This is a genomic window from Sphingobium amiense, assembly GCF_003967075.1.
Classification (GTDB): Bacteria; Pseudomonadota; Alphaproteobacteria; order Sphingomonadales; family Sphingomonadaceae; genus Sphingobium; species Sphingobium amiense.
In genome coordinates this window covers 335,552-353,401 of sequence record NZ_AP018664.1, presented here as the reverse complement: position 1 = coordinate 353,401, position 17,850 = coordinate 335,552, and the positions used below count along the sequence as shown (strand labels likewise).

General features: G+C 64.3%; 11 protein-coding genes. 3 read left to right on the top strand and 8 right to left on the bottom strand.

Annotation, left to right across the window (positions count from 1 at the left end; translation table 11 throughout):
* The first annotated feature begins 5 nt into the window (after positions 1 to 5).
* The gene (locus SAMIE_RS01620) at positions 6 to 842 is read left to right on the top strand and encodes a class II aldolase/adducin family protein (RefSeq protein WP_066700819.1); all 837 of its coding nucleotides are present in this window, start codon (positions 6 to 8) and stop codon (positions 840 to 842) included.
* 53 nt (positions 843 to 895) lie between these two features.
* On the opposite strand, the gene SAMIE_RS01615 is transcribed toward SAMIE_RS01620, so the two are convergent.
* Together SAMIE_RS01615 and SAMIE_RS01610 are read right to left on the bottom strand one after the other, a co-directional pair.
* Positions 896 to 2,485, bottom strand: a complete 1,590-nt coding sequence (locus SAMIE_RS01615; protein ID WP_066700820.1) for a GMC family oxidoreductase — start codon at positions 2,483 to 2,485, stop codon at positions 896 to 898.
* 12 nt (positions 2,486 to 2,497) lie between these two features.
* Positions 2,498 to 3,235, bottom strand: coding sequence for a hypothetical protein (locus SAMIE_RS01610; RefSeq protein WP_126516703.1), 738 nt, complete (start codon positions 3,233 to 3,235; stop codon positions 2,498 to 2,500).
* Positions 3,236 to 3,602: 367 nt separating this feature from the next.
* Between SAMIE_RS01610 and SAMIE_RS01605 the strand changes: the two genes are divergently transcribed.
* Together SAMIE_RS01605 and SAMIE_RS01600 are read left to right on the top strand one after the other, a co-directional pair.
* Positions 3,603 to 5,249: a carboxylesterase/lipase family protein gene (locus tag SAMIE_RS01605; protein ID WP_066700822.1), complete on the top strand. Its 1,647-nt coding sequence runs from the start codon at positions 3,603 to 3,605 to the stop codon at positions 5,247 to 5,249.
* Between the two features lie 225 nt (positions 5,250 to 5,474).
* On the top strand, positions 5,475 to 7,748 hold the full coding sequence (locus tag SAMIE_RS01600; RefSeq protein ID WP_066700823.1) for a TonB-dependent receptor: 2,274 nt from the start codon (positions 5,475 to 5,477) through the stop codon (positions 7,746 to 7,748).
* 48 nt (positions 7,749 to 7,796) lie between these two features.
* On the opposite strand, the gene SAMIE_RS01595 is transcribed toward SAMIE_RS01600, so the two are convergent.
* From SAMIE_RS01595 to SAMIE_RS01570, 6 genes are all read right to left on the bottom strand, one after another.
* The gene (locus SAMIE_RS01595; RefSeq protein WP_162849019.1) at positions 7,797 to 8,801 is read right to left on the bottom strand and encodes an alpha/beta fold hydrolase; all 1,005 of its coding nucleotides are present in this window, start codon (positions 8,799 to 8,801) and stop codon (positions 7,797 to 7,799) included.
* A gap of 172 nt (positions 8,802 to 8,973) precedes the next feature.
* The gene (locus SAMIE_RS01590) at positions 8,974 to 10,773 is read right to left on the bottom strand and encodes a hydantoinase B/oxoprolinase family protein (protein ID WP_066700825.1); all 1,800 of its coding nucleotides are present in this window, start codon (positions 10,771 to 10,773) and stop codon (positions 8,974 to 8,976) included.
* A 14-nt stretch (positions 10,774 to 10,787) separates the two neighbouring features.
* On the bottom strand, positions 10,788 to 12,860 hold the full coding sequence (locus tag SAMIE_RS01585; protein WP_066700826.1) for a hydantoinase/oxoprolinase family protein: 2,073 nt from the start codon (positions 12,858 to 12,860) through the stop codon (positions 10,788 to 10,790).
* Positions 12,861 to 12,991: 131 nt separating this feature from the next.
* Positions 12,992 to 15,187 (bottom strand): TonB-dependent receptor, encoded by a 2,196-nt coding sequence (locus SAMIE_RS23950; protein WP_066700827.1) that lies wholly within the window; start codon positions 15,185 to 15,187, stop codon positions 12,992 to 12,994.
* Positions 15,188 to 15,543: 356 nt separating this feature from the next.
* A complete protein-coding gene (locus SAMIE_RS01575) occupies positions 15,544 to 16,242 on the bottom strand; it encodes a helix-turn-helix transcriptional regulator (RefSeq protein WP_066700828.1) in 699 nt (232 codons plus the stop codon).
* A gap of 177 nt (positions 16,243 to 16,419) precedes the next feature.
* The gene (locus SAMIE_RS01570; protein ID WP_066700829.1) at positions 16,420 to 17,784 is read right to left on the bottom strand and encodes an amino acid permease; all 1,365 of its coding nucleotides are present in this window, start codon (positions 17,782 to 17,784) and stop codon (positions 16,420 to 16,422) included.
* Positions 17,785 to 17,850 lie beyond the last annotated feature (66 nt).

Here is a 17,850-nt window from a genome sequence, read left to right as displayed (position 1 = left end):
CGAATATGACCAGCATCTCCCCCATCGCCGCGCGTCCCGGCTCCACCAAGCTCGAAACCGTCCTGCCCGCCAGCTTCGCCAAGGGAACGGCCATCCCCGTCCGCGCCACGGTCGAGGAAGAGCGCCTGTTCCGCAAACAGCGTCTGGCGGCCAGCTACCGGCTGTTCGGCCGCTTCGGATATAATATGGGCGGCGCCGGGCATATCACCGTGCGCGATCCCGAATGGACCGACCGCTTCTGGGTCAATCCCTTCGGCGCGAATTTCAGCCATATCCGGGTTTCCGACCTGATGCTGGTCGATCATGACGGCGCCATCGTGCAGTCGCCCGCCCGCGCCCGCCCGATCCTGAACCGCGCGGCCTTCGCCATCCATTCGGAACTGCACAAGGCGCGTCCCGATGTCGTCGCGGCGGCGCATTCCCACTCGCTCTACGGCAAGGCGTGGTCGGCGATGGGCCGCCTGCTCGACCCGCTGACGCAGGACGCGGCGGGCTTTTTCGAACAGCACGCGCTGTTCCCGGACTTTTCCGGCGTCGTTCTGGACACGAGCGAGGGCGAAAAAATCGCTCAGGCGCTCGGAGACAGGAAAGCGCTCATCCTCCAGAACCACGGCATCCTGACCGTGGGCGCGACGGTGGAGGCGGCGGTGTGGCGCTACATCTCGCTGGAAAATGCCTGTCAGGTGCAGTTGCTCGCCGAAGCCGCTGGCACGCCCAAACCGATGCCGGCGGAGGTCGCCCGGCTGACGGAGGGGCAGGTCGGCACGGAAACCGGCTCGATCTTCGCTTTCCAGCCTTACTGGGACGCCATTACCGAGGAAGAGCCTGACCTGCTCGACTGAACCGGTGCGCTCAGCGATGCGGCGTAGCGGCAACGCCGCGCCGCGCCGCTCGCTTAACCGGCGGCGTCCTCCAGGATCATCGCCGCCGCCTTTTCGCCGATCATGATGGTCGGCGCATTGATGTTGCCGCTCGGGATGGTCGGCATGATCGACGCGTCGGCGATCCGCAGGCGTCCCACCCCCCGCACCCGCAGACGCGCATCGACCACAGCCGCCTCGTCCTGCCCCATCTTGCAGGTGCCGGACTGGTGGCACATGCTCAGCGCCGTCTCGCGAATCCAGCGTTCCATTTCCGCATCGGTCTGAACCTCGCGGCCGGGCAGCGCCTCGTCCAGCACATAGGGCCGGATCGCGCCCGCCTCCATGATGCCGCGTGCGATGCGGATGCCCTTGATGATCGTGTCGATGCTCTGGTTGCCCGACAGCAGCGAAGGCGTGATCTTCGGCGGCGCTTCCGGGTCGGCGGACGACAGCGTGAGCGTTCCCCTTCCGGTCGGCTTGCACTCGTTCGCCCACAGCATCATCATATTCTTGCCTCGCCCCGCAGCGACGGGGACGGCAAGCGGCAACAGGCTGATCTGCACGTCCGGATAGGGCAGCGTCTTGTCCGTCCTGACGAAGGCCACCGCCTGCGACACGCCCGACCGCGCCAGCCCCTTGCGGCGGAACAGCCAGTTCAGCCCGTGCATGGCCTGCCGGTGCGGCACCATTTCCTTCGACCATGTCGGCAGCGTGACCGAATACATCAGCCGCACCGAAGCATGGTCCATATAATTCTGCCCGACGCCCTCCAGCGGATGGACCACCGGAATGCCCACGTCGCGCAGCGTCTGTTCCGGGCCGACGCCCGACAGCATCAGGATCTGGGGCGACTTGACCCCACCGGCGCACAGGATCGTCTCCTTCGCGGCCAGCGCCTTCCGGATCTTCCCCGATTTCCGGTATTCGACGCCGATCGCGTCTTTCCCGTCGAACAGAACCCGATGGACCGAAGCGCCCGACAGGATCTTCAGATTGCGCCTTTTCAGGGCGGGATGGAGGTAGGTCTGCGCCGTGCTCTGCCGCACGCCGTTGAAGATCGAACTCGGCGTGCGCGTGACGCCTTCATTGGTCGCGCCGTTGATGTCCGAATTATAGGGAATGCCCGCTTCGGTCGCGGCCTCGATGAACCGGTGCGTCACGTCCAGCAACGGATCGGGATAGTCGACGCCGACCGGTCCGTCCCGCCCGTGAAATTCATCCGATCCCATGGGCGTATGCTCCATCTTGCGGAAGAAAGGCAGCACGTCGCGATAGGACCATCCCTCGTTGCCCAGCTCCGCCCATTCATCGAAGTCGCCCGCGCTGCCGCGGATGAACATCATGCCGTTGATCGCCCCGCCGCCGCCGGTGATCTTTCCGTTATGGATGATCGGCGCGCGGCTGGCGCTGGATGCGTCCTGCTCGGTGCGGTGATTCCAGTCGAACACCGGATTGTGCGATGTGTAATAGGCTGCCGCAGGCGCGGTCACGAAGGGGGTCCGGTCCAGCCCGCCATAGCCGGCGTTCAGCAGCAGCACCTTGTGCGCGGGGTTTTCCGAAAGCCGCGCTGCGATCACGCAGCCTGCGGAGCCGGCGCCCACGACGATATAATCCCATGTCATTTCACATGCCCCCTAAGATACAGGCTCGTCCGCCAGACCTAGGCACCGGTAGGACGCCTCCGAAAAGCGGCTCTTGTCCATGGAGGGAAAGCTGAACGTTTCGGGGGGCAGCGACAGAAACGCATCGACGATGGACTGCGCCGATCCCGACTGTTCGTAAAGCGCAATGCCCGCGAACCCGTTTTCCATGGCTCCGGGGTTCTGGAACAGGCTGCGTTCCAGAAATTCGCCGCTCACCAGCGCGGGGATGTGGAGCGCATGCCGGATATGCCGGGTCGCATACCATTCCCGAAACTCGGCTTCCTCGCCGGGACAGGCGTTGGCGTAGGCGACGGTCATGCCGGACGCCTCGCCATCCAGCACCCCCACCTTGGAGCTGGCGGGGTGATAAAGCCATGTCGCCGGTGCGGTCGCCAGCCCCGACTCAATATAATCGCGTGCGATCATGTCGATGGCGTCGCCACACTGATCCGCACCGTCGACCGACAACTCGAAGATCGTCAGATAACGGAACGGGAGCCGGGTAAAGCGGCCGCGCGTGATGTCGACATCGTCCTCGACATAGGATCTGGCGCACAGCAATTCCGCGCGGCTCGACACCGCCTGTCTCACCGACTGATCGAGCCAGCGCTCGAACTGCGCGGTGTTGCCGGGCAACGCATCGGCCAGCACCAGAAGCACATGGCTGCGCTGCCGTGCGGCAAGCGCCAGCGATGGTGGCCGCGTCGTATCGCCAAGACTTGCGTTCAAGACAAGGACTCCCCAATCCCAGCCGCGCCACACCGGCCCGGCATTCTGCACCGTCGCCCGTCGCTCACTGACACCGCGCCTGCGCCGGGGCTGTTGCAGAACACCGCCAGACATTTGCGCGCCGCCATATCTGCCCCATGAAGCCCCAGCCCCCGCGCGGCAAGGCCCACATGCCTTGACCGCCCGCGAAGCGATGGATTACGCCATCCGCCAGTCCTGATTTCATCTCAAGCCCGCTGACGGCACGATCGCACAGCGCCTGCCCGAGCCGATACAGGGTCGGCTATCCGATCCGCAAGGTATCGGGAAGCAGGCGTCGACGCCTTCGCCCGCCGAAGACCGGCCGCAACCCAAGAAAGTAAGACCCATGTTCAAGTCTCCCATGCAACGGCGCGGCCTGCTGAAATATGCCGGGTTCGCGGGTCTCGGCCTCGGCGCAGGCCTGTCGGGCAGCACGGCCCTGTTCGCCGCGACGGGCGACGCTCCGGTCGTGACGACGCGCGCCGGACGGCTGCGCGGCACGACCGAAGGGGCATCGCTGATCTTCCGGGGCGTCCCCTATGCCCAGCCGCCGGTGGGACCGCTCCGTTTCAGGGCGCCCCGGCCCGTCCGTCCCTGGAAGGGCGTCCGGGACGCGCTCCAGTTCGGCGCGCCCTCCGTTCAGAAAAACCCGGCCCCGCCGACCTGGGTCGATCCGCTTCCCGCGTCGGAGGATTGCCTCTATCTCAATGTCTGGGCGCCCAAAGACAAGGCTCCGGGACCGCGCCCGGTCATGGTCTGGTTCCATGGCGGCGCCTACACGTCCGGATCGGGCGGTCTTGCCATGTATGACGGGCAGCATCTTTCCGAAGCGGGCGATGTCGTCGTCGTGACGGTCAATCACCGGCTCAACATCTTCGGCTATCTCTGGCTCGGCGACATCGACCCCCGGTTCACGCAGGACGCCAGCGCCGGGCAGCAGGATCTGGTCGCCGCGCTCCGCTGGGTGTCCGAAAACATCGCGGCGTTCGGCGGCGATCCCCGCAATGTCACCATTTTCGGCGAGTCCGGCGGTGGCGCAAAGGTCAACGCACTCCTCGCCACGCCATCGGCCAAGGGGCTGTTCCACAAGGCCATCGTCCAGAGCGGATCGCAGAGCAGGGTCATGGAACGGGCCGAAGCGACCGAGGTTTCCCGCTACGCGCTGGAGGCGGCGGGGTTCGACCCCGCCCATCCCGCGGGCCTTGAAAGCCTGACCTCCGAAGCGCTTCTCAAGGGTGCTGACGCGGCGACGAAGCGCTTTGGCATTCTGGAGTTCCAGCCGGTCATCGACGGCGTCTTCATGCCGCACCAGACCTGGAGCAGCGGCGCTCCGCCCGAGGGGCTGGGCATTCCGCTGATGATCGGCACCAACCGCCACGAAGGGGCCGGTTTCGTGTCGCGGATGCACCCGGAACCGGCCGACGACGCCCAAATGCATCAGCGTTATGAGACCGCGTTATTCGTCCCGAAACTGACCCCGGACCAGTGGACGCCCTTCCTCGCAGGCTACCGGCAGGCCATGCCCGGCGCATCGCGGACGCAGATCCTCGTCGCCATGGCGACCGACGGCTGGTTGTGGCAATCGGCCATCCATCAGGCGAAAGCCAAGGCGGAGCAGGGTGGAGCGCCGCTCTTCATGTATGAATTTGGCTGGGAAACCCCGGCCTTCGGCGGCTCCTGGTCGCTGCACGCGCTCGAAATCCCGTTCGTGTTCGGGCATCTGACCTATGGCGTCGCGTGGGACGGGACGGACAGCGACGCGCAGCGGGCGCAGGCCGATCCCAGCGGCGACCGGTTCCGCCTGTCCGCGCAGATGATGCAGGCATGGGCCGCCTTCGCGCACCGGGGAGACCCGTCGACGCCCGCGCTTCCATGGCCGCAATATGATCTGGCGCGCCGGGCGACGATGATCTTCGACCGTCAGAGCCATGTGGAACTTGACCCGCGCACCCAGCGCCGCGCTCTGGTGGAGCCGCTTCCGCTCCAGTGGTGAGCCACTGGCGGCGGGCGCCCGCGTCCGCTCGATAATTCTCCCGATTTGCCCCGGCCTTCTGGCCGGGGAGCGATGGCCTGCGCGCGTTGAAAGCAGCCTCCAAATCCCGTTTGCGACAAACAGCGATAAGGATAATTTTCCCATATTGCGATTATTTTCCCGAAATGTAATTATATTCCGGAAACGATATTCGGGGAAACCGCAACATTTGAAATGGGGGCTAAAGTGGTCAAGAAGCGACTGAAATTCCGGTATCTGGCGTTGGGCCTGCATGTCTGCGCATTCACGCCTGCCCTCGCGCAGGACCGCCGGCCCGACCCCATCGTCGGCAGCGACATCATCGTCACGGCCACCAAGCGCGGCGAAAGTCAGCAATCTGTGGGCATCAGCATCAGCGCGCTGTCCGGCGACCAGTTGTCGGCTCTCGGCGTCAAGAACAGCACCGATCTCACCCTCTACACCCCCGGTCTTCAGCTTCAGTCGGCGGGCGGCGAAAGCAACGCCATGGCGCTCACCCTGCGCGGCGTCGGGCAGAGCGACTTCAACGACCATCAGGAAGGCCCGGTCGCCATCTATATCGACGAGGTTTATTCGAGCGCGCTGACCGGCACCAGCTTCCTCGCTTTCGACCTTGACCGGGTGGAAGTGCTGCGCGGTCCGCAGGGCACGCTGTTCGGGCGCAACGCGACGGGCGGCCTCGTCCAGTTCGTCACCCGCAAGCCCACCGACCACTTCGATGGCTATGTCGATGTCGGCTATGGCCGCTTCAACGAATTCACGGCGGAAGGCGCGGTCGGCGGCCCGATCGCCAAGGGACTGCAGGCCCGCCTCTCCCTGGCGACCGAGCAGCGCGACCGCTATTTCAAGAACACTCTGCCCAACGGCGTCGGCGGCAACGGCAAGAACAGCTTTGCCGGGCGCTTCCAGCTCGCATGGCAGCCATCCGACACGGTCAGCATCCGCACCGTGGTGCGCGGCGCGGAATCCAAGGGTTCCGGCGCGCGCGGCCGCCACATCACCTCTTACATTGATCCGGCGACGGGCCTTGCCAATGCCGTGCCCGACAATGTCGACTATTATGGCACCGGCCCCGGCAACGACATCGCCGGATACAAGAACAGCAACGGCAATTACTGGACCGGCGAGTTCGACCAGACCAACCCCATGACGATCAAACTCTGGGGCGTATCCAACCACATCGACATCGACCTGGGCGCGTTCAAGCTGTTCAGCATCACCGATTACACCAATTTCAAGCATATCTATCGCGAAGACACCGATTTCGGCCCGGTTCGCGGCCTGCGCTACGGCGTGAATTCGACCATCGGACAGTTCAGCCAGGAACTGCGCCTGCAATATGATTCCGACGCGGTAAAGGCGCTGCTGGGCGCCTATTTCCTCAACGTGGACGGCGATTTCCAGACGCAGTTCATCGTCTACAAAGCCTATGGCACGCCGCTCGGCCTCGGCCCGGACGACAGCGCCAGCCTGATCCCCTGGACGACCAAGACCCGGTCCTACTCGGTGTTCGGGCAGGCCGATGTGCCGCTCACCGACACGCTGAAACTGACGGCGGGCGCGCGCTGGACACAGGATACCAAGAAGCAGCATCTCGATTCCTATCTCGTCACCCGCCCCGACCTTCCCGATGAGCTGACATCGGCGGACATCGCCGGGTCCACATCCCTGCTGTCGGAAACCTACCGCAATCGCCGGTCGGACAAGTTCATAAGCTGGAAGCTCGGCCTCGACTGGAAGCCCTCGCCCAAGCTGCTCGTCTTCGCCTCCGCCACGCGCGGGCAGAAGGGCGGCGGCTACAACCCGCCCTTCTTCGCGAGCGACGCCCTGCTGCCCCGGTTCAGCTTCAAGCCCGAGCAACTGACCAGCTATGAAAGCGGCATCAAGGTTTCCGGCTCCGGCATCCTGCGCCGCTTCAACGCGTCGGCCTATATCTACGATTACAAGGATTTTCAGGCCTTCCAGTTCTTCAACGCCTCCGCGCTCATCTTCAACACCGATGCGCGGGTCGCGGGCAGCGAAGTGGAACTGATCCTCGCTCCTGCTCCCGGCCTGACGGCGCAACTGGGCGGCGCTTTCATCTTCAAGGCGACGGCGAAGGACATCACCCTGCCCAACGGAGCGGTGAAGGACCGTCGCCTCCCGCTGACGCCGGACGCGCAGCTCACCGGCCTGCTCCGCTACGACATCCCTGTAGGCGAAGCGCAGATTTCGCCCCAGTTGGACGGGCGCTATGTCACGTCGCAATATTATGACGTGTTCAACAACCCCGTCGATACGCAGAAGGGCTATGGCCTTCTCAACGCACGGCTTTTCTATACCGCGCCCGACAAGCGGCTGTCTCTTTCGCTGTTCGTCGAAAATCTGACGAACAAGAAATATGGTGCCTATATCCTCGATGTCGGACTGACGATGGCGCAGGCGTGGCTGGGGCAACCCCGCACCTATGGCGCCAAACTCTCCTATAAGTTCGGCGAGTGAAGATGTCCGGGCGGTCGCCATCGCGACCGCCCGTCACCTCCCCCAATTTCACCTGATCTCGATGATGGCGGCCTTGCCCGGCCGCGTGCGGATCACCGGCCTGCCCGACGCCATGTCGGCATAGGCATGATCTGTCGTCGGACGCCCCGTTCGCATGAAGCTCCATATATCGCGCGCCACGGCGGCGGGCGCTTCCCATTGCACCGAATGCCCGATTTCGGGCCGATGGCGCTGGCCGGGTTCGCCATAGGCTTTCCAGAACATCGGCACCCTGCCCGCGCCCCTTGACTGCCTCAGCGCGGCGATGATCCCGCTCTGGTCGGGCGTCTGCCGGAAAATCTCGTCGGCCCTGCCCCAAAGGACCAGCGTCGGCGTATCGAGCCTGCGCAGCCGCGCGCGGTTATCGGCGGCGAGCAGCGCCTCTGTCGCACCGGCCAGCGCACCGATCCGCATCCGCGCCGTGTCCCGTGCGACGGCGTCCAGAAACCGCGCGTCGGCGACCGGATCGAAAACCCAGTTGCGCTTCATCCATCCGACCGCGCCCGGCTGCGCATCGGCGGCCGTCGCGGACCATAAAGCGGCGGGCGAACCACGACCCTTCGCCCGCAGCGCCTTCGTCCACGCGCCCTTCACCGGTTCGTTCAGCACCTGATCGCGCAGGAATGGGTTCCCCACCGCCCGGTCCGTCGTGGCGACAAGGATCAGGCGCTCGGTCCGGCCCGGATGGTCCAGCGCAAAATCCTGCGCAATGACCGACCCCATGGAATGACCCGCAATTGTGGCCCTGCGGATGCCCCTGACCGTCATGAAATCGGAGAGATCCTGCGCGAAATACGGCATCCGGAAACAGGATTTGGGATCGGCCGGACAGGATGCCCCGGCAGGCATCGAGGACTGGCCATGACCCCGCTGATCGACCGCGATCAGATGCAGCGACGGCGCCATCCTGTGCAGCGCCTGCATGGTCGGCCACCATGACCGGGCCGAATCCGCCAGTCCGTGAAGGAAAATCACAGGCCTGCCGCGCGCTGGCCCGATTTCGACATAGGCCATGCGGATGCCGCTCTTCAGTTGCGCGAAACAACGCGGCCCGGATGCGTTCGTACAGCGGCCGGCCGCATCGGCGGGCGAAGAAAGCGCTGCGGCCGCCAGAAACAGTCCCGACAATGAATGGCGGAACCGGCTCATGGCGACCGTCTCTTGCCAACCCGGACAGGCATGGCGGTCAGACGAACGTGCTTTCCCGCGCCGTTTCCCGCGCCGCGCGGGTCGCCGCGACATCCACCGCCAGATCGTCCGCCTCCACGCTGCCGGTGAAGAAGACCTTGTAGATCGTCTCGGCCCGCTGGCGGGTTTCCCATCCTTCGCGGACATCGTGCAGCACCGCATCGACATCGCGGGTGGCAGGGTCGCCATAACCGCCGCCAGCAGAATCGACGCCCCGGATCTTCTCGCCCGCGACCACCTCGACCACGCCGCTGTTGGGCAGTTGCTCCACGGTGCCGTCCGCCGCGATCTTCCAGCTCCGGCCAACAGCGCCGCTATGGCCGCCCGCCGCGCCCGCCGGTGCGTTGAACTGCCCGTCTTGCAGATAGGCGACCGTGATCGAATCGCCGATGGGCGTGTAGGTCACGTCGATCGCCGCGCCGCCCCGGAACCGTCCCGCTCCGCCCGACCCCGGCTGCAAGCGCATTTCCTCATAGAGGATCGGCATCTTCAGCTCGTCAATCTCCACCGAGTCGCGGTAGATCAGGCCGCCCGCGCAGGGCAGCCCATAGGTCAGCCACCCGTCGCAACTCGCGCTCGCCGGACCGCCATTGGTGAAGATGATGATCTGGTTCACGAACGGATCGTCGTCGGCGCGCGGGTCTTTGCCCGAAAGGACCGCGCCGCTGATGCCCATGCCCACGCCGCCCTCGGCCATGCCATGACCATCGCCCAGCTCGGCAAAGCCGCGCCCGATCATCATGATGAGCCGGTCGGTGAGGTTGGTCGTCGCCACCGAACAGCTATGCGGGAAAGCGGGCTTCCCCACCACGCACCCGTCGCCCAGCTTCACCCCGACCCGCCGGAAACTGCCGTGATTCTGCGGAATGCCGCACTCCAGCGAGTTGAACAGCCCGGCCAGCACGCTCGCCGTCGCGGTCGCTTCGGTCAGGTTCAGCCCGCAATCGAGATTGGGCAGATTGTCCGTCAGATCGACTTCGATGCGCCCCTTGTCAGGGTCGATCTCGAACGTGACGTTCAACGGCACGCCATCGGGCAGGAAAGGCTCGAACGGGTCGTGCGCGCCCGAAACCGTGATCTTCGACGCTGGCATCTTCTCGATCGCCTCGGCCATGCACAGCTCGGAATAATCCAGCCAGTCGCGCGTGAACTGCTTGATCGTCTCCTTGCCATATTTCTGGCACAGATCCTTGAGCCGCCGCTCGGCGATGCGGGCCGCGCCCAGCGTCGCAAGGAAGTCGCCATACCACTGATCGGGCACGCGGATGCGCCGGCGGCACATGCGCACGACATCCTCGTTCATCTGATAGTCGCGCTGGACGCGCACCACCGGGAAAATCAGCGCGCCTTCCTGATACACGTCGGTCGCCGAGGCATAATAGGTGGTCGGGATCGAATTGCCGTTGTCCGCCTGATGCGATTTCGCGACGGCGGTGAACATATGCTCGCCTTCGAAGAAGACGGGGACGAGGATCGCGTGGTCGGCGGGGTGGGAATTGCCGACATAGGGATCATTGTCGAGAAAGGCGTCGCCTTCCGCCAGATCGGGATGCGCCTCACGCATCGCGCGCGCCTGTTTGTGAACGCCGAACACATGCACCGGTAGCCCCTGGACGCAGGCGAACAGTTCATCGTCGGCGGTGCAGATCGCGCAGGAAAAGTCGCGCGCCACATTGATGACGGCGGACCGGCCCGCGCGCAGGAGGGTGTTGGTCATCTCGCGCACGATGCCGTCGACCCGATTGGCAAGCACGGCGGTCAGGATGGAATTGGCGCCCTTTGCGGTTTCTTGATCCATGGTCGATCCTTCGCTCAGCAGGTGTGCAGGATATAATTGCCGGCGGCGCTGACCTGCGCCGTCATGTCCGGGAAGATGACGACGGTCGTCGTCGGCTCCTCGATGATCGCCGGGCCGGGAATCGTCATCCCGGCGGCCAGCGTCACCCCGTCGAAGATCGGGGTGTCGACCGCCTGCCCTCCGAAATAGCATTGCCGCCTTCCCGCTTCCACCGCAACCGGGGACAGGCCGGTCTGCGACGTCGATGACGCCGGCTTGTCGAGCACGACGGTCAATCGCCCGCGAATGCTGATGATCTCGATTGCGGAGCCGTCATCGCGGATGCCCAGCACCCGCTCATGCTGCCGGTGAAACGCCTCGACGAAGCGTTCGAGATCGTCGGGACCGGTGAAGCGCTGGGAGGGGACCACGGTGTCCAGTTCCCAGACCTGCGACCGGTATCGGCTTTCGGCGACAAACTCGATGCGCACATCGCTCTTGCCGCCCCGGTTGATCCGCGCGTGCGCTGTCCGCAGCCGCGCATCCAGATCGCTCAGCACATCGTTGACCGCGACGAAATCGAACCGGTCGGAAAAGGCGATGACCGATGCCGTCTCTTCGATGACGATGTCGGCGAACTGCATGCCCGACGCCGAAAGCGCCGAAGCCACGCTCGGCAGCACGACCTTGCTCGCGCCCAGTTCGGCGGCGATCTTGAGGATGTTGATCCCCGCAGCGCCCCCGCCCGCCACGATCGTGCATTCCAGCGGATTGATGCCCTGCGATATGGTGATCTCGTGAATGGCCTTCACCATATGGTCGCTGGCCAGCAGCAGAATGCCCCAGGCCGCTTCTTCGGCCGTCACGCCCATCTGCCCCGCGACCGTCGCGATGGCGGCGCGGGCCGCTTCGACGTCGAGCTGCATACGGCCGCCCAGGAAATTATCGGGGTTGAAATAGCCCAGCACGCACGCCGCATCGGACACGGTGGGCAACTGGCCGCCCCGGCCATAGCATGCCGGTCCCGGCTCCGACCCAGCCGATTGCGGCCCGACGCGCAGAAGCCCGCCGCCGTCGATCCACGCGATCGACCCGCCGCCCGCGCCAATCGAGCGGATGTCGACGGACGAGATGCCCAATATGTCGCCTTCCCACTCGCCACCCAGCCAGGTGTCCCGGCTGTAGACCAGATCTCCGTCGCGCGAGAGACCGACATCGAAGGTCGTGCCGCCCGTGTCGCAGACGATCATGCTGTCGCCCAGCCCCTCGGCGCGCGAATAGGCGATGCCCGCGACCGGCGCCATCGACGGGCCGGACTTGGCGGTGTTGATCGGCGCGTTGATGACCTGATCAATCGTCATCACGCCGCCGATGCTGGTCGAAACCAGCAGTTCCTTCGTATAGCCTGCGGCCCGCAGATCCGCGTCGAAATCGCGGAAATGGCGCTGCATCAGCGGCTTCAATGACGCGTCGATGGCGGTCGCCGACGCGCGGCGATATTCGCGCACCACCGGGGAAAGCCGGTGCGACAGCGTGAAGGGCACGCCGGGAAGATGTTCCTTGATAAGGCGGCCCAGCGCCACTTCATGCGCCGGATTGACGACCGACCAGAGCAGACAGACCGCGACCGCCCCGAACTCCCGCTCGCGCAGAAGGTTGAGCGTCCCGATGACCGCATCCTCGTCCAGCGGGCGCACGATGCTGCCCTGCGCGTCGATCCGTTCGGGTATCTCGAACGTGTAGCGCCGCGGGATATAGGGATCGGGATAGCGTTTGGTGTAATCATAACCGTCGCGCTTGCCCCCTTCCTTGAGGACCAGCGTATCGGGGAAACCCTGGGTCGTCAGGAACGCGGTCTTGGCGACATTGCGGGTCACGATCGCGTTGGTGGCGCGGGTCGTCCCGTAGATGAAAAGCTCGGTCTTCGACAGCAGGTCGGACATTTCCATGCCCAGCGTCTGCCCCACCGAAGCGATGGCCTCGCTCATCCCGTCGAACACGCGCCCATAGGTGGTAAGCGCCTTGCCGATATGCTGTTTACCGTCCGGGTCGCATACGATCACATCCGTAAACGTCCCGCCGGTATCAACGGAAATCTTGTATCCCATTATCCACTCTTCCCGTGCAGCATCTGCGCCAAATTGTCCGATATGAAATGCGACCCTGTGGACGGCGCAATCGAGCGGTTGTCATGTCCGCCGTCTTGCGCCGTCCGGCCCCCCTTTGTTCGGAGGCGGCCCTATCTCCCCAGCTTGTAGGTGATGGACCCGCCGATCCAGCGCGGTTCGCCGATGCCGACCTGGCTCAGGCCGCCAAAGTCGGACAGGTCGAAGCCCACCGTCTTGTATCGCTTGTCGAACAGGTTCTTGCCCAGAATGGCGAAGTCCCATGCGCCATCCGGCGTGGTCCAGCCGATCCGCGCACCGACCAGAGCGTAGGACTTCACCTTCGTCGCATCGAAATTGGTCAGCGAGAAGAAGAAGCTGCTGCGATATTGCGCATTGGCGTTGAGGCTGAGTTCGCCGCCGCCGACCGGAATGACGTAATTGGCCGCGACATTGCCCTGCCACTTGCTCGTGTAGGGCGGCTTTCGTGAAAGCACCGCCACGCCCAGCGCGTTGGAAACGGTCACGCCCTTCACCGTGGCGTCGATATAGCTCATGCCCGCGGTCAGTTCGAAACCCGAAGCCGGCCGCAGATGCAGGTCGAACTCGGCCCCTTTGATCGTCGCCGCATTATTGGCCACGACGCTGGAGAAATTGACGAACTTGAACGACTGATAATCGGTGTAATCATAATAGAAGACCGATCCGTTCAGCGTTCCCAGACCGTTCAGGAAACTGGTCTTGGCCCCGATCTCGAACGCGTCGAGCTTTTCGGGCTTGTAGGGAACCTCGGGGTCGGCGGGGGTGCCGCCACCGGCGAAGGGCGCATTGAAGCTCCCGGCCTTCACGCCGCGATTATATCCGGCGTAGAGCAGAATGTCGGAATTGGGCCGATATTCCGCCTGCGCCTTCCACGAATAGAGCCACTGCGCGGACTTGCCCTCATAGCTGCGCGCCAGAGCCAGCGGCGCACCGTCCAGCGTCTGCGCGAACGCGTCGTAGGTGAAGGACTTCTTCTCCCGCGTCGCCCGGAAACCGCCGATCAGCGTGACCTTGGGCGCAACCTCCACTTCGCCCTGCACGAACGCGGAATAGCTGTTGGTGAGCAGGCGGAAGGGCGACGACACCTGAAGATTGCCGAGCGGGGCGAACAGCCGCTCCAGATCGACCGTCTGCGAATCGATATGCAGATAATAGACGCCGCCGGTCAGGTTCAGATTGCCGATCTTCTTTTCGAGCCGGGCTTCTTCGGAATAATTCTTCACCTTCGCCGTGATGATCGTGTCGAGCAGGTCGGACGGGCTGGCATCGTCGTCCAGCAGCGCCTTATATTTGACGACCTTGTAATCGCTGACGGAGATGAAATCGGCAAAGCCAAGGTCCGCCGTCGCCTTGAACGTGCCGCCGTAGATGCGGTTATAGGCGCCGCGCGACACGGCATGGTTGGAATCGACCGTGCGCCCCTTGATGTCGGACGGCGGATCGCCAAGGCCGCTCGCGGTCGGCACGATCACCGAATTGGGGATGCCATTCTCCAGCGTGCTGCGCGTCGAGATCATGAAATAGGGCGCCCAGCTCTGGTCGACATTGCTGTAATAGCCCGTCAGCAGCAGATCGACCGCCTCGCTCGGCTGCATCGCCAGATGCCCGCGCAGCGCGACCGATTCCTTGCCGCCCAGCCTGCCGCCGGTGGGGGAGATATTCTTCACCCAGCCATCGGTATGCTGATAGGCGCCCGCGATGCGCGCCTGCACATTTTCCGCAATCGGCCCGCCGACGCCCGCTTCGACCCGAATATCGTTATAGGAACCGTAGGTGATCTGCCCGAATGCCGACAGATCCTTCGTCGGCTTGCGGGTGACGATATTGACCAGACCGCCGGTCGCGTTGCGTCCGAACAGGGTGCCCTGCGGCCCCTTCAGTATCTCGACCCGCTCAATGTCCAGAATGCCGATGCCCGCCGCGTTGTTCGCCGCGACATAGCCATCGTCGATGTAGACGGCGACGGGGGATTCCGAATGCGGCTGGAAATCCTGCTGGGCGACGCCCCGGATCGAATAGGTGATGTTCTGACCCGCGAAGCTGCCCGACGTTCCGACGCTGGGCGACAGCCTTGCAATGTCGGTCATCGAAATGACGCCCTGCCGGGCAAGCGACTCGCCGCTGTAGGCGCTGAGCGAGATGCCGACATCCTGCGCCGCCTGGCTGCGCTTCTGCGCGGTCACGACGATCGCGTCGCTATCCCGCGCCGTATCGGCCGAAGACGGCGAGGCGGCGGTCTGGGCCAGAGCCGCGCCGCCGGAACAGGCAGCGCCGATCAGCACCAGCATGGAAACGGAACGCAAAGACGATAATCTGGACCGGGATCTTCCGGCTGAACCATGTTCCATTGTCTACCCCCTTAAATATTAAATCTATTCCGCCTGCTTCCTGCTTATATTCTTGAATAACTCCGGCACGTTGGCCGCCATATTCATTGAAGAGATTACAGCATCGGCCCTGTCCTTCACCGAAGAACAATCGGCGCAGCACGCCCCTTCCCGCACGGATGCGGTTCGGTGAGGCGATCTCATTTTGGCGATGCTAGATCGAATCCACCGGCCATCAATCCATCTTAAGATTGATCTGGCGGCGACGGCGCACTGCGCGAAACGCCGGTCTGCGAACCGCGATAGGGCCGTCTGCGTTATTCGAACTGGAGGTAGTTGATATAGGCCGCAATTTCGGCGCGGCTGTGCAGGCCGATCTTGTTCAATATGTTGACGACATGGGTTTTGACCGTCGACACCGATATGTTCATGATGTCGGCAATATCGGCGTTGCTCGCGCCCTGCACCAATATCTGGGCCAGTTCGATTTCTCTGGGCTGCAATCCGCAGCGCGAACTCAGAATCCGCCGCACCCGTTCATCGCGCACCCGCCAGTGCATCTGGATCGTATGCTGAAGATGCGCGTGAATGCCGTCCCAGTTGAGATGTTCGTTCTGGAAGGGAGAGGCGCGCGGCGGCCTGAACATCGCGAGTCCGGCAATGGGCCGACCGGCGCTCCACAGCAGCATGTCCATCTCGTCGCCGAAATTATACTGGCTAATGCTGCTGACATATTCGGTCCATGAATCCGACGCGCGGATTTCGTCATGGTAGAGCATTTCGGTGCGCGCGCCGCGCATCGTCAGCGCCAGCGTGTTCAGCGGGTCGATCCCGCGCAGCTCCTTGGGATAGCGCGCCAGGAAATCGGTCGGCATGTTATATTCGTCGGCAATGGAGAACTCGTAATTATCCTCCAGCCAGACGAGGCAGGCGCTGCTCGCGCCGACGATCTGGCTTCCGAATTGCAGCGCCTGCTCGACGGCCCGTTCCGAGTGACTGTCCCGCATGATCTCCATGGCAAGATTCCTCCGTGAAAGGGAGATCGGGGAAAGTCCCTGACCTCATCCTGTCGCACTCTATCTCCTCTCCCCACGCCGCCGACCGCAGTCCCCTCGACTTGCGAGGCTAACCCGTGCCACCCGCCAACACAAGCACCGGTATCGGCGGGGCAGCGCGTGGGGAAAACCGGTCGTTCAGTCCGCGCCCTCTCCCATCAGCCGGTCGTCGACCGAGTGGGTGAGATGATGACGCGCGTAGAGACCGTAATAGACCAGCCCCAGACCGATGAGGCCAGCGGCGATCAGCGACCACAGCGGCGCCGCGAGGAAGCTCGACAGGAACGCGCCTGCCGCCAGGACTAGCGCCACAGCCACCGTCACCGCGCCGCCGAACGCGCGGTAGGGCCGCGGCATCTCCGGCTGCGTCACGCGCAGATAGATGAACGCGGCCAGCATGCAGAGATAGGACAGCGTGGCGCAGAAGACCCCGACGAGCAGCGCCGGCTCCGCGCTCCACCATGCGCTGAGCGCAAAGGCGACGACACCGGGAAACAGCAGCGCGGCCCACGGCGCATGGCGGCGGTTGGTATGCGACAGGAAGCGCGGCAGATATCCCGCCCGCGACAGCGCGAAAAGCTGGCGCGAATAGGCGTAGATCGTCGAGAAGAAGCTGGCGGAAATCGCGACCAGCCCGGCGACGTTGACCAGCAGCATCACCACAGGCGGCACCCGGACGGCGTTCATCGCCACGATCAGCGGGCTGTCCGTCCGCAGCAGTGGAGCGGTGCCGGTGGCCCCCGGCGCCGCGAAGAGCAGGACGACTCCGAGGAGGAGCAGCGTCGCCCACGCAAGGATCATCGCGATCGGCATGTCCCTCACCGGATCGCGCACTTCCTCCGACGCGAGCGGCAGCCCTTCGACCGCAAGGAAGAACGCCATGCCGAAAGGCAGCCCCGCAACGACACCGGACAGGCCGAACGGGAAAGCGCCCGGCGGGACCGGCCCGCCACCCGCGACCAGCGACGCGAAGGAAAAATGCGGCAGGGTGAAGAGGGTGAAAACGACGATGCCCGCAAAGCCGATGGCCGCCAGCGCCAGCATCACCTTCAGCGCTTCGCCAACACCCAGCAGGTGCATCGACAGAAAAATCGCATAGGCCGCGACCATGACCCAGACGCCGCCCATCCCGGTCAGCCCCTGAAAATAGCTCGACAGGAATATGCCGATCACAGCGGTCAGCATCACATATTCGATGGCGATGCAGAAACCGACCGCGAAACCCGGTGCGCGCCCGAACGCCCTGCGCACGAAAGCATAGCCGCCGCCCGCGCTCGGGATCGCCGCCGCCAGTTCGGCCATGCAGAACATGAGGCAGAGATAGAATATCGCCATGACGCCGACCGCGATCATCAGCCCGCCCCAGCCGGATGTGCCCAGACCGTAGTTCCAGGCGGCATAGTCCCCCGCTATGGCGTAGGACACGCCGAGCGCGAGCAACTGAACCCAGCCGATATTGCCGCGCGCCAGCACCGCATCGGCAGGCGCTTCATTGTCATTCATTTCGCAGCCGCTCCATGTGCAATGGATGCATATCGTGGCTGGCACGATTGTCGAAGGCTATTTCCC